We start from the raw sequence: 12,233 nt of genomic DNA, 5'->3' as shown, positions 1-12,233 counted from the left end.
ACTGTGGCCATGCCTCAGGCACGGATTTCACAATACGCACGGGTAGACCATGACAGAAGCAAAGGCGCACCGCATCGTTGTCGTCGGCGGCGGGGCAGGAGGGCTGGAACTGGTAACCAGGCTCGGCGACAAGCTTGGCAGGAAGGGAACGGCGCAGGTGGTCCTGGTGGACCGCTTGCCTACCCACATCTGGAAACCGCTGCTGCATGAAGTTGCCGCCGGCAGCATGGATCCCAACACGCACCAGCTCGAATACGCGGCGCAGGCGCGCTGGCACCATTTCGAGTTCCAGCAGGGCGAGCTGACCGGCATCGACCGCGCGCGCAAGACCATCGCCGTATCTGCCTGCAATGACCAGGACGGCGCCGAGCTGCTGCCCGCGCGCGAGTTGCCGTATGACACGCTGGTGCTGGCGATCGGCTGCGTCACGCATTTCTTCGGCGTGCCGGGCGCCGCCGAGAACGCCATCGCGCTCGATACCGTGGCGCAGGCCGAACGCTTCCGCAAGCGCCTGATCGCCGCCTGCGTGCGTGCGCAGAACGGGCGCGGGCGCATCGGCGAGGACGGCCGTCCGCGCGTTGACGTGGCCATCATCGGGGCCGGCGCCACCGGCGTCGAACTGTCGGCGGAGCTGCGCAACACCGCGCACGTGCTCAGCGCCTATGGCCTGCACCGCCTCGACCCGCGCCGCGACGTGCGCATCCACGTGGTCGAGGCCGGCCCGCGCATCCTGCCGGCGCTGTCGGAGCGCGTCTCGGCCGAGACCGCCAAGCTGCTGAAGAAGCTCGATGTCGATGTCTTTACCAGCGAGCGCGTGACCGAGGTCACGCCGCAGGCCGTGCTGACCGCCAGCGGCAAGACCATCGATGCCGACCTGACGGTGTGGGCCGCGGGCATTACCGCGCCGCAGGTGCTGGCCACGCTGGGCCTGCCGACCAGCCGCCAGGGGCAGATCGTGGTCGGCCCGACGCTGCAGAGCGAGGGCGATCCCGACATCTTTGCCTTCGGCGACTGCGCCAGCTGCCCGTGGCCGGAGAAGCAGACCTCGGTGCCGCCGCGCGCGCAGGCGGCGCACCAGCAGGCGACCTTCCTCTACCAGGCGCTGTGCGCGCGGCTCGAAGGCAAGCCGCTGCCGTCGTTCGCTTTCAAGGATTTTGGCTCGCTGGTGTCGCTGGGGCACTTCAGCGCGGTGGGCAGCCTGATGGGCGGGCTGATCGGCGGCTCGATGTTTATCGAAGGACTGATGGCGCGCGTCATGTACACCTCGCTGTACCGGATGCACGTGATGGCGCTGCACGGCGCGGTCGGCATGGCGCTGGACACCGTGTCGCACTGGCTGCGCAGCAAGACCAGCCCGCGGGTGAAGCTGCACTGAGGCAGCACTGGGAACATCGTGCAGGCATGAGCACGAAGCGTCATGTCTGTTTAGAATCGGTGGCTGGCGATTTTTGGCGCGCCAGCCACCCATGTTCCTGGAGACACGCATGCTCAAACCCGAAGTGGAAAGCCTCGTCCCCGGCCAGACCTTCGACCGCCGCGGCTTCGTCAAGACCGCGCTCGGTTCCGCCTTTGCCGCGGCTGCCTTGCCGGTGATGGCCCAGCAAGCCATCAAGACCGATTTCGCCGGCCTGACCGCGGGCGAGGTCACGATCCCGTCCGGCGGCTTCAGCATGCCCGCCTACCGGGCCCAGCCGGAAGGCAAGAAAAACCTGCCGGTGGTGCTGGTCGTCAGCGAGATCTTCGGCGTGCACGAATACGTCGCCGATATCTGCCGGCGCTTCGCCAAGCTCGGCTACCTGGCGATCGCGCCCGAACTGTTCGCGCGCCAGGGCGACCCGCAGAGCTTCGGTTCCATCCAGGAACTGCAGCGCGAGGTGATCGCCAAGGTCTCGGACGCCCAGGTCATGGGCGACCTCGACGCCGCGGTGGCCTGGGCGGGCGCCAATGGCGGCGACCGGTCGCGGCTCGGCATCACCGGCTTCTGCTGGGGCGGCCGCATCACCTGGCTGTTCGCGGCGCACAGCCGGCAGCTCAAGGCCGCCGTGGCCTGGTACGGCCAGCTGTCGCCAGAGCCCGCGCCGCTGAAGCCCAAGAACCCGATCGACCTTGTCGGCCAGCTGCATGCGCCGGTGCTCGGCCTGTACGGCGGCAAGGACACCGGCATCCCGCTGGAGCATGTGGAGAAGATGAAGGCGGCGCTGGCGGCTTCATCCGACCGGGACGCCAAAGGCTCGCGCTTCGTGGTCTATCCCGAGTCCGGCCATGCTTTCCATGCCGACTACCGGCCCAGTTACCGCGAAGCGGACGCCAGGGACGGCTGGCAGAAGGCGCTGGCCTGGTTCAAGCAGCACGGCGTAGCGTGATCCGTTCGGGGTGACTCGGTCGAGAGCAGGATTGCAAAGTCCCGGCGGATACGTACAATGCGGCCTTTGAGTTATTGCAACATTGTTGCGTTAGCCGCCCGGCGCAATGCGGGCGGAACGGCGGAGCTGCTTGCTGGATGGCTGAAAGGCCGCCAGCGTCGCCACCTGGGAGCCCATCATCCATTCGACGCTTTTGTATATCCTGCTCGCCGCCACGATCTCGGGCGTGGGCAGCATCTTCGGGGCGGCGCTGCTGTCGCTGACGGTGGCGTCCCGCGTGGTCGAGCGCATGGTGAGCTTCTCGGTGGGCGTACTGCTCGCCACGGCGCTGCTGCATTCGCTGCCGGAGGCGTTCGAGTCCGGCGCCGACCCGCGCGCGCTGTTCGGCACGCTGCTGGCGGGGCTGCTGGGCTTCTTCCTGCTGGAGAAGATCTCGCTGCTGCGCCACTCGCACCACCACGAGGGCGACGGGCACCACCACCATCACGGCCATGACCGCGAAGAGGCGGGGCGCAGCGGCCTGACCATCCTGGTGGGCGATACCTTCCACAACTTTGCCGACGGCATCGTGATCGCGGCGGCCTTCCTGGCTGACCCGCATATCGGCGTGGTCACCGCGCTGGCCATTGCCGCGCACGAAATCCCGCAGGAAGTGGGCGACTTCATCGTGCTGCTCAACGCGGGGTTCTCCAAGGCGCGCGCCTTCGCCTTCAACCTGCTGTCGAGCGTGGCGGCCATCGCCGGCGGCCTGGTCGGGTACTTCCTGCTCGACGAGATGAGCGGCTGGATCCCCTACGTGCTGGTGATCGCCGCCAGCAGCTTCCTCTATATCGCCGTCAGCGACCTGATGCCGCAGATGCAGCGCAAGCCGCGCTGGCGCGAGTCGGCGATCCAGGTAGTGCTGGTGGCGGCGGGGATTTCGGCGATCGTCTTTATCACCAACGGCGTGCACGAGCGGCACGGCCACGCGCACGGCAGCGCCGCGCCGGTGGCCACTTCGCACTGAGCTGCCGCTCGCGTCAGGCGGCGCCGGTCGCCACCGGGCGCGCCGGATCAGCGCACCATTCGCTCCACGAGCCCGGGTAGAGCGCCGCGCCGCCCAGGCCGGCTGCTTCCAGCGCCAGCAGGTTGTGGCAGGCCGTCACGCCGGAGCCGCACTGCATCACCGCCTGAGCGGGCGCGCGCTGGCCCAGCACCGCGCCAAACTCGGCGCGCAGCGTTTCCGGGGACTTGAAGCGACCTTGGGCGTCGAGGTTGTCCTTGAAGAAGCGGTTGACCGCCCCGGGGATACGGCCGCCGACCGGATCCAGCGTTTCGTTCTCGCCGCGGAAGCGGTCGGGCGCGCGTGCGTCGACCACCAGCAGCGCGGCGCGGCCGAGGTTGTCGAGCAGGTCGGCGGCGTCCACCGTCGGCACCAGCGACTCGCGGCGCGAAATCTTGCCGGGAAACTCCGGCTCCGGGGTGGCCTCATGCTCCAGCGGCATGCCTGCCTTGATCCAGGCATCCTTGCCGCCATCCAGCACCGCGACCTCGTCATGGCCGATCCAGCGCAGCAGCCACCACAGCCGCGCGGCGAACATGCCGCCCTGCGCGTCGTAAGCCACTACCGGGGTGTCGTCTTCCACGCCCAGCGCCTGCAGCCGCGCGACGAAGTCGTCGGCATCGGGCAGGGGGTGCCGGCCGTTGCTGCCGGTCTTGCGGCCCGACAGTTCGTTGTCCAGGTGCAGGTAGAACGCGCCCGGCAGGTGGCCGACGTGGTACGCCTCGCGCCCGGCGGCGGGGTTGGCCAGGTCGAAGCTGCAGTCGATCACGACGCAGCGGCCGTTGCCGGCCAGCAGCGCCTGCAGTGCGGTGACGGAAATCAGCGGTTTCTGCATGGGAATCCTGTAGCGAGCGAAGGGAACGAAAGCTTAACGGATGCTACACCTCGGGATGCACTTCCGCCTCGGGCGACTTGACCGGCGTGGCCGGTGTCGGCTTGGCGTCGGTGCCCTGGCGCGCGCGCATCAGCGTGGTGGCAATGCCGCTGGCAATGATCAGCCCCATGCCCAGCCACGACAGCCAGTTGAGCTTGTCGGACCAGATCAGCATGCCCCACACACTGGAAAAGACGATGCCGGCATATTGCAGGTTGGCGGTCAGAAGGGTGTTGCCGCGCTTGTAGGCGCGCGTCATCGCGGTCTGGCCCAGCGTCGCCAGGATGCCGATGGCCAGCAGCAGGCCAACGCCATACCAGGTATGCGGGCTGACGCCGGAAATCAGCATCCAGGCCAGGCCGGCGATCATGCCGACCAGCGAGAAATAGAACACGATGCGGCCCTCGGGCTCGCCCAGCTGGCCGAGTTGGCGTACCTCGACGTAGGCCAGCGCGGTGAAGACCCCGGAGATCAGGCCGACCAGGCCGCCGGTGAGCTGGTCCTTGCCGACCGAGGGCTGCAGCAGGCAGATCACGCCGGCGAAGGACAGCAGGATCGCCAGCACCAGGCGCCGGTCGGCATTGCCGGCGGTGCCGGCCAGGGCGGCGCTGGCGCCGAGGATCAGCGCGATCCACACCGGCGACATGTAGTTCAGCGTCATCGCCGTCGCCAGCGGCAGCAGCGTGATCGAGGTGAACCACAGCATCAGCGCGGTCACGCCGAACACGCTGCGCTTGATATGCGACAGCATGTAGGGCGTGCGCACCGGCACGCCGCGCGACGACAGCAGCACCCACATGATGACCACGCTGATCAGCCCGCGGTAGAACACGATCTCGCCGGTGGTGTAAAGGTCGGATGCCAGCTTGACGCCCACCCCCATCAACGAGAACGAGAAGGCGGCGAACAGCATCCAGAGCGATTGCATGGCGGGGGCGGAGCGTGGAGTGGCGTGGTGTTGCGGGGGACTTGCGAAAGGCGCGGGCGGCGACGCCGCCGGCATTGCGGAGCAATGATTCTATCAGCGCACATCGCGCCCTAAAGCAAAACGGACCGCCGTGGCGGTCCGTGATGGCGCAAGCCGTGCGGTTATCGCACTAGCCCTGGTATGACATGGCGCGGCGATACCACTCGTGGAAGTGCTGCATGCCGTCTTCCATCGGCGACTGGTACGGCCCGACCTCGCTGGTGCCGCGCTTCAGCAGCGCCAGCCGGCCGGCATCCATGCGCTCGGCGATCTCGTCGTCCTCGACGCAGGTTTCCATATAGGCGGCGCGCTCGGCCTCGACAAACTCGCGCTCGAACAGCGCGATTTCCTCGGGATAGTAGAACTCCACCACATTGCGGGTCTTGCGCGGGCCCAGCGGGTGCAGCGTCGAGATCACCAGCACGTTCGGGTACCACTCCACCATGATGTTGGGGTAGTAGGTCAGCCAGATCGCGCCGTGCTTGGGCAGCACGCCGTTGTTGAAGCGCAGCACCGCGTCGTGCCATTTCTGGTACGTCGGGCTGCCGGGGCGCTTCAGGCCCGCGTGCAGGCCCACGGTCTGCACGCTGTGCCATTCGCCGAACTCCCACTTCAGGTCGTCGCACGAGACAAAGCTGCCGAGCCCCGGGTGGAACGGCACGACGTGGTAATCCTCCAGGTAGACCTCGATAAAGGTCTTCCAGTTGTAGTCACAGTCATGCACTTCGACGTGGTCGAGCATGTAGCCGTCGAATTTCAGGTCCTGCGCCACGCCCAGCCTGGCCAGGTCGGCGCGCACGTCGCGCTTGCCGTCGAACAGCAGACCGTTCCAGTTCTTCAGCGGCGAGCGCTTCAGGTGCAGGCATGGCTGCTGGTCGAAATGCGGCGCGCCGAGCAGTTCGCCCTTGAGGTCGTAGGTCCAGCGGTGCAGGGGGCAGACGATGTTCTGCTTGTTGCCGCGGCCATTGAGCATGATGGCCTGGCGGTGGCGGCACACGTTGGACATCAGTTCCACGCCGGCGGCATTGCGCACCAGCATGCGGCCCTCGTCCTCGGCCTTGAGCGTGTGGTAGTCGCCGACCTCGGGAACCATCAGTTCGTGGCCGACGTAGCCGGGACCTTGCCTGAACAGCAGTTCCAGTTCTTGTTGGTGCAGCGTTTCGTCGAAGTAGACGCCGACGGGCAGTTGCGTATCAGCCGGCGCCAGCTTAAGCGCGGTGCTGAGATTGGACATTATCCCCACTCCCAGATGAACAGGTGAAAGCAGTGAACAACCCAACCATCGAAAATTGAATCGATTTGGGAAAGACAGCCGCGGGTTGGCGAGGATGCGTCAGACCCTCGCGGCGAACGGGGGATTGTACCCGAGCCAAAAAGTTAAGGGACTGATTTTTTTGCCTTTTTAGCGAAAAAGTCGACCCGGGTCGTCATCGGGGTGCCGTACCGGCCGCATTCGGAAAGACGACCCAAGCGCACAAGTCACATACGCCCCGGCTGCACTCCGTCGGCACGCGGTTGGCGTCCACTCCCGCATGCTCAAGGATGGGGCAAGCGCCGGCTTTGGCGTAAAATCCGGGCTTCATCATCCGGGTTTTGCCCCCGGCGCCATATTCTCAGGGCCCTACATGCCAAAGACGACGACCGCTGCGGTCCAGACCGAAGACACCACCACGGCCTCCGTGCCGCCCGCTTCCTATGAAGCGGCGATGGCCGAACTCGAGACCCTGGTGGCCAGCATGGAGAGCGGCGAACTGCCGCTCGAGGCCTCGCTGGCGGCCTACCGCCGCGGCGCCGAGCTGGTGCGCTACTGCCAGCAGAAGCTGGAGCGCGTCGAGCAGCAGGTCAGGGTGCTGGAGGGCGAGGTACTGAAGCCGCTCGCCGGCGAAGGCAACGGCGGCAACGGGATCAATGGCGCGCAGGGGGCGGACGAGGCATGACCGATTTCGCCCAGTGGATGCAGGGGCAAAGCGCCCGTACCGAAGCCGCACTGCAAGCAGCGTTGCCAGATGCCAACACCGTGCCGCATACGCTGCACGAAGCGATGCGCTATGCTGCACTGAGCGGCGGCAAGCGCGTGCGGCCGCTGTTAGTGCACGCTGCCGGCGAGGTCAGCGGGGCCGACCCCGCCGCCTGCGATGCCGCGGCCTGCGCGCTGGAGATGATCCACGCCTACTCGCTGGTCCACGACGACATGCCGTGCATGGACGACGATGACCTGCGCCGTGGCCGGCCTACCGTGCACAAGGCCTACGACGAGGCCACTGCGCTGCTGGTGGGCGACGCGCTGCAGACCCAGGCCTTCATCGTGCTGGCCGGCGCCGAGGTTCTGACACCCGCGGCACGGCTGAAGCTGGTGGCGGAGCTGGCGCAGGCGTCGGGCTCGACCGGCATGGCCGGCGGCCAGGCGATCGACCTGCAGAACGTGGGCCGCGCGATGACGCGCGACGCGCTCGAGGCCATGCACCGGATGAAGACCGGTGCGCTGCTGCGCGCCAGCGTGCGCATGGGCGCGTTGTGTGGCGAAATCGACGCCGGCGGGCTGGCCGAGCTGGACAAGTATGCGGCGGCGGTGGGATTGGCGTTCCAGGTGGTTGACGATATTCTGGACGTCACCGCGGATACCGCCACGCTGGGCAAGACCGCCGGCAAGGACGCCGCGCACGACAAGCCGACCTACGTGTCGCTGATGGGGCTGGCAGCGGCGCGCGACCTGGCCGGGGCGTTGCGCACCGAGGCGCATGCAGCGCTGGCCGGCTTCGGCAGCCGCGCAGCCCGCCTGGCCGACCTGGCGGACCTGATCGTGCTGCGCACACACTGAAATGACGAGCCGGACGAAAGAAACCGGTGGCCGAACGGAAATCATGACCTACGCACTCCTCAAGAAGATTGACGCCCCCGCAGACCTGCGCAAGCTCGACCGCCGCGAACTCCAGACGCTTGCGGATGAACTGCGCGCCTACGTGCTGGAGTCGGTCTCGCAGACCGGCGGCCACCTGTCTTCGAACCTCGGCACGGTCGAGCTGACCATCGCGCTGCACTACGTCTTCAACACCCCCGATGACCGGCTGGTGTGGGACGTGGGCCACCAGAGCTACCCGCACAAGATCCTGACCGGGCGCCGCGAGCGCATGGGCACGCTGCGCCAGTGGGGCGGCATCTCGGGCTTCCCGCGCCGCAGCGAGAGCGAGTACGACACCTTCGGCACCGCGCATTCGTCGACGTCGATCTCGGCAGCGCTGGGCATGGCGCTGGGCGCGCGCACGCTGGGCGAAAAGCGCGTCTCGGTGGCGGTGATAGGCGACGGCGCCATGACCGCGGGCATGGCCTTCGAGGCGCTGAACAACGCCGGCGTGTACAAGGACCTGCCGCTGGTGGTGGTGCTCAACGACAACGACATGTCGATCTCGCCGCCGGTGGGCGCACTCAACCGGCACCTGGCCCGGCTGCTGAGCGGCCAGTTCTATGCCGCCACCAAGAAGGGCATCGAGAAGGTGCTGTCGGTGGCGCCGCCGGTGCTGGAATTCGCCAAGCGCTTCGAGGAACACGCCAAGGGCATGATGGTGCCGGCGACGCTGTTCGAGGAATTCGGCTTCAACTACATCGGCCCGATCGACGGCCACGACCTGAACTCGCTGGTGCCGACGCTGCAGAACATCCGCGAGCGCGCGCTGGAAGGCGCGGGCCCGCAGTTCCTGCACGTCGTGACCAAGAAGGGCCAGGGCTACAAGCTGGCCGAGGCCGACCCGATCCTGTACCACGGCCCGGGCAAGTTCAACCCCGCGGAGGGCATCCGCCCGGCCGCCAAGCCGGCGCGCAAGACGTATACGCAGGTGTTCGGCGACTGGCTGTGCGACATGGCCGCCGCCGACAAGCGGCTGGTCGGCATCACCCCGGCGATGCGCGAAGGCTCGGGCATGGTCGAGTTCGAGAGGCGCTTCCCGGACCGCTACTACGACGTCGGCATCGCCGAGCAGCACGCGGTGACCTTCGCCGGCGGCCTGGCCTGCGAGGGCCTGAAGCCAGTGGTGGCGATCTACTCCACCTTCCTGCAGCGCGGCTATGACCAACTGATCCACGACGTGGCGCTGCAAGGCCTGCCGGTGGTGTTCGCGCTGGACCGCGCCGGTCTGGTCGGCGCAGACGGCGCCACCCATGCGGGTGCCTACGATATCGCCTACCTGCGCTGCATCCCCAACATGATGGTGATGACGCCGTCGGACGAAAACGAGTGCCGCCAGCTGCTGACCACGGCGTTCCACCAGGATTGCCCGACCGCGGTGCGCTATCCGCGCGGCACCGGCCCGGGCGCGGCAATTGCCGCCGAACTCGCCGGCGTACCGGTCGGCAAGGGCGTGGTGCGCCGCGAAGGCGCTGCGCGCGCCGGCCAGCGCGTCGGCTTCCTGGCCTTCGGCTCGATGCTGCATCCGGCCCTGGGCGCCGCCGAGGCGCTGGATGCGACCGTTGCCGACATGCGCTTCGTCAAGCCGCTCGACGTGGAACTGGTCAAGCGCCTGGCCGCCGGGAACGACTTCCTGGTCACGGTGGAAGAGGGCAGCGTGATGGGCGGTGCGGGCAGCGCCGTGCTTGAGGCGCTGGCCGAAGCCGGCATCGATATCCCGGTGCTGGTGCTGGGCCTGCCCGACCGCTTCGTCGACCATGGCGACCCGGCCTACCTGCTGCAGCAGTGCGGGCTCGACGCGGCCGGCATCGAGCGCTCGGTGCGGCAGCGCTTCGGCCTGGACCAGCCCAAGGTCTCGGTCGCTTCGCGCGTGGCCTGACCGCTGCCGGAGTGATCCCCGGCGGCTGGCCGGGATTACCTGTGCCGGCCAGGGGGATTTGGCCCTCGGCAACGAGTGCGTCCAAATTCCCTTAAACTCCCCCTTTTTGTGTTCGCAGCTGCGGGTCGGCGCGCCCTGTGCCGGGTCCCGTGGTTTCACACTCGTTGCGCGGCATGGATGGACTGCGAAAATGCCGCGACCGTAAGGACCTGTGCCAAGCGCTCAAATGCTCAAACGCTCAAACGCTGGTGCAGCCCTGGAGGAAACCGTAGATGAATGACATCAATCCCGCCTTCGTGATGCCCGACGTCCAGTCGAGCCTCGACACCCGCCAGATCCCCATCCAGCGCGTCGGTGTCAAGGGCGTGCGATATCCAGTGACCCTGAAGACCCCGGCCGGCATCATGCCGAGCGTGGGTACCTTCAACCTCGACGTGCACCTGCCGGCGGACCAGAAGGGCACGCATATGTCGCGCTTCGTCGCGCTGCTGGAAGAAGAGCGCGCGCCGCTGGAGCTGGCCAGCTTCCGCCTGCTGCTCGGCAAGATGCTGGAAAAGCTGGAAGCCGAGGCGGGCCGCATCGAGGTCACATTCCCGTACTTCATCAGCAAGATCGCGCCGGTGTCGGGCGTGGAGTCGCTGCTGGACTATGAGGTCACGCTGACCGGCGAAGTGCGCAACGGCCAGACGCGCGTGTTCCTGAAGGCGATGGTGCCGGTGACCAGCCTGTGCCCGTGCTCGAAGAAGATCTCGCAGTACGGCGCGCATAACCAGCGCTCGCATATCACGATGGACGTGGAACTGGCTGCGGAACTGCCGGTGGAAGCGCTGGTGCGGATGGCCGAGGAAGAGGCGTCGTGCGAACTGTGGGGGCTGCTCAAACGCCCGGACGAGAAGTTCGTCACCGAGCGCGCGTACGAGAACCCCAAGTTCGTCGAAGACCTGGTGCGCGATATCGCGATGCGGCTGAATGCGGATGAGCGCATCGTGGCCTATGTGCTGGAAGCGGAGAACTTCGAGTCGATCCACAACCACAGCGCGTATGCGGTGATCGAGCGGGACAAGCGGGTGAACTGATCCCCCAAGTTGCTGAAACGAAGAAGCCACCGCACGCGGTGGCTTCTTCCTTTGGCGAGGGAACCGTCAGGCCGCGGACGGCAGCCGGATATCCGCCAGGTCCCACCTCGGCGTCACGCCATAGCCGTACTCGCGCCGCGCCAGTTCCGGCGCCGCCTGCAGGCGCATCGCGCCGGCAAATGCAATCATCGCGCCGTTATCGGTGCAGAACGCCAGGTCCGGGTAATACACGTCGACCTTGCGCTGCCTGCCGAGCAGGTCCAGCCGCTCGCGCAGCTGCCGGTTGGCGCCGACGCCGCCGGCCACCACCAGCCGCTTGTGGCCGGTCTGCTTCAGCGCCGCGAACGACTTCGCCGCCAGCACATCGACGATCGCATCGACAAAGGCGCGCGCCAGGTTGGCGCGGTCCTGCTCGCAGGTATTGGACAGCTTGCGGGTTTGCGTCAGCACCGCGGTCTTCAGCCCCGCGAAGGAAAAATCGAGATTGCCCGAATGCAGCATCGGCCGGGGCAGCGCGAACGCGCCGGGCGTGCCGAACTCGGCCATTCGTGATACTTCCGGCCCGCCGGGGTAGCCCAGGCCGAGCAGCTTGGCGGTCTTGTCGAAGGCCTCGCCGGCGGCATCGTCCAGCGTCTCGCCCAGCAGCGTGTAATCGCCGACGCCGCGCACGTCCATCAGCTGGGTATGCCCGCCGGACACCAGCAGCGCCACGAACGGGAACGGCGGCGGCTCGCGCGTCAGCAGCGGCGACAGCAGGTGGCCTTCGAGATGGTGCACGCCGACCATCGGCACGTTCAGCGCAAAGCCCAGCGCATTGGCGACCGAGGCGCCGACCAGCAGCGCGCCGGCAAGACCCGGCCCCTGGGTAAAGGCGATGGCGTCGATGTCCCGGCGGGTGCGGCCGGCATGGGCCAGCACCTGTTCGAGCAGCGGCAGCACACGGCGGATATGGTCGCGCGAGGCAAGTTCGGGGACCACGCCACCATAGTCGCGGTGCATGGCGATCTGCGAATGCAGTGCATGCGCCAGCAGGCCGGCCTCGGTGTCGTAGAGGGCCAGCCCGGTTTCGTCGCAGGAAGATTCGATGCCGAGGACAAGCATGAGGAAGAAGCCAAAGGCCGCAGCGAAAGGCG

Annotated in this window: 11 protein-coding genes; 7 read left to right on the top strand and 4 right to left on the bottom strand. The window is 67.4% G+C overall.

The genetic code is table 11. The annotated features are described in order from the left end of the window. Positions 1-49: 49 nt before the first annotated feature. The 3 genes from AC5WJ1_RS12345 to AC5WJ1_RS12335 all read left to right on the top strand — a co-directional run bounded on the left by AC5WJ1_RS12345 (position 50) and on the right by AC5WJ1_RS12335 (position 3,369). On the top strand, positions 50-1,375 hold the full coding sequence (locus tag AC5WJ1_RS12345; RefSeq protein ID WP_135705643.1) for an NAD(P)/FAD-dependent oxidoreductase: 1,326 nt from the start codon (positions 50-52) through the stop codon (positions 1,373-1,375). A 109-nt stretch (positions 1,376-1,484) separates the two neighbouring features. Next, on the top strand, positions 1,485-2,363 hold the full coding sequence (locus AC5WJ1_RS12340) for a dienelactone hydrolase family protein (protein ID WP_434033514.1): 879 nt from the start codon (positions 1,485-1,487) through the stop codon (positions 2,361-2,363). A gap of 193 nt (positions 2,364-2,556) precedes the next feature. Beyond that, positions 2,557-3,369: a ZIP family metal transporter gene (locus tag AC5WJ1_RS12335; protein WP_218959477.1), complete on the top strand. Its 813-nt coding sequence runs from the start codon at positions 2,557-2,559 to the stop codon at positions 3,367-3,369. A gap of 13 nt (positions 3,370-3,382) precedes the next feature. Here AC5WJ1_RS12335 and AC5WJ1_RS12330 read toward each other — a convergent pair whose 3' ends face one another. From AC5WJ1_RS12330 to AC5WJ1_RS12320, 3 genes are all read right to left on the bottom strand, one after another. Continuing rightward, on the bottom strand, positions 3,383-4,240 hold the full coding sequence (locus tag AC5WJ1_RS12330) for a sulfurtransferase (RefSeq protein ID WP_135705641.1): 858 nt from the start codon (positions 4,238-4,240) through the stop codon (positions 3,383-3,385). Positions 4,241-4,283: 43 nt separating this feature from the next. Then, the gene (locus AC5WJ1_RS12325; RefSeq protein WP_133093092.1) at positions 4,284-5,207 is read right to left on the bottom strand and encodes a DMT family transporter; all 924 of its coding nucleotides are present in this window, start codon (positions 5,205-5,207) and stop codon (positions 4,284-4,286) included. Between the two features lie 169 nt (positions 5,208-5,376). Beyond that, positions 5,377-6,480, bottom strand: a complete 1,104-nt coding sequence (locus AC5WJ1_RS12320; RefSeq protein WP_494476157.1) for an aromatic ring-hydroxylating oxygenase subunit alpha — start codon at positions 6,478-6,480, stop codon at positions 5,377-5,379. 391 nt (positions 6,481-6,871) lie between these two features. On the opposite strand from AC5WJ1_RS12320, the gene AC5WJ1_RS12315 reads away from it, so the two are divergent. The 4 genes from AC5WJ1_RS12315 (at position 6,872) to folE2 (ending at position 11,100) form a co-directional block, all read left to right on the top strand. Further along, entirely contained in the window at positions 6,872-7,183 is a 312-nt protein-coding gene (locus tag AC5WJ1_RS12315; protein ID WP_133093090.1) for an exodeoxyribonuclease VII small subunit, read from the top strand. Further along, a complete protein-coding gene (locus tag AC5WJ1_RS12310; protein WP_135705637.1) occupies positions 7,180-8,064 on the top strand; it encodes a polyprenyl synthetase family protein in 885 nt (294 codons plus the stop codon). The genes AC5WJ1_RS12315 and AC5WJ1_RS12310 overlap by 4 nt, the downstream gene beginning before the upstream one ends. 43 nt (positions 8,065-8,107) lie before the next feature. Then, positions 8,108-10,024 (top strand): 1-deoxy-D-xylulose-5-phosphate synthase, encoded by a 1,917-nt coding sequence (dxs, locus tag AC5WJ1_RS12305; RefSeq protein WP_133093088.1) that lies wholly within the window; start codon positions 8,108-8,110, stop codon positions 10,022-10,024. A gap of 272 nt (positions 10,025-10,296) precedes the next feature. After that, positions 10,297-11,100, top strand: coding sequence for a GTP cyclohydrolase FolE2 (folE2, locus tag AC5WJ1_RS12300; protein WP_135705635.1), 804 nt, complete (start codon positions 10,297-10,299; stop codon positions 11,098-11,100). A 66-nt stretch (positions 11,101-11,166) separates the two neighbouring features. Here the strand turns inward: folE2 and tsaD are convergent, their stop codons facing one another. After that, positions 11,167-12,201 carry a tRNA (adenosine(37)-N6)-threonylcarbamoyltransferase complex transferase subunit TsaD gene (gene tsaD / locus AC5WJ1_RS12295; protein ID WP_494476156.1) on the bottom strand — a complete coding sequence of 345 codons (1,035 nt, stop codon included), beginning with the start codon at positions 12,199-12,201 and terminating at the stop codon, positions 11,167-11,169. Positions 12,202-12,233 lie beyond the last annotated feature (32 nt).

This window comes from Cupriavidus sp. MEYA8 (assembly GCF_059278825.1).
Note: the sequence above shows the minus strand (reverse complement) of the source record. Positions and strands in the feature narration are given on the sequence as shown.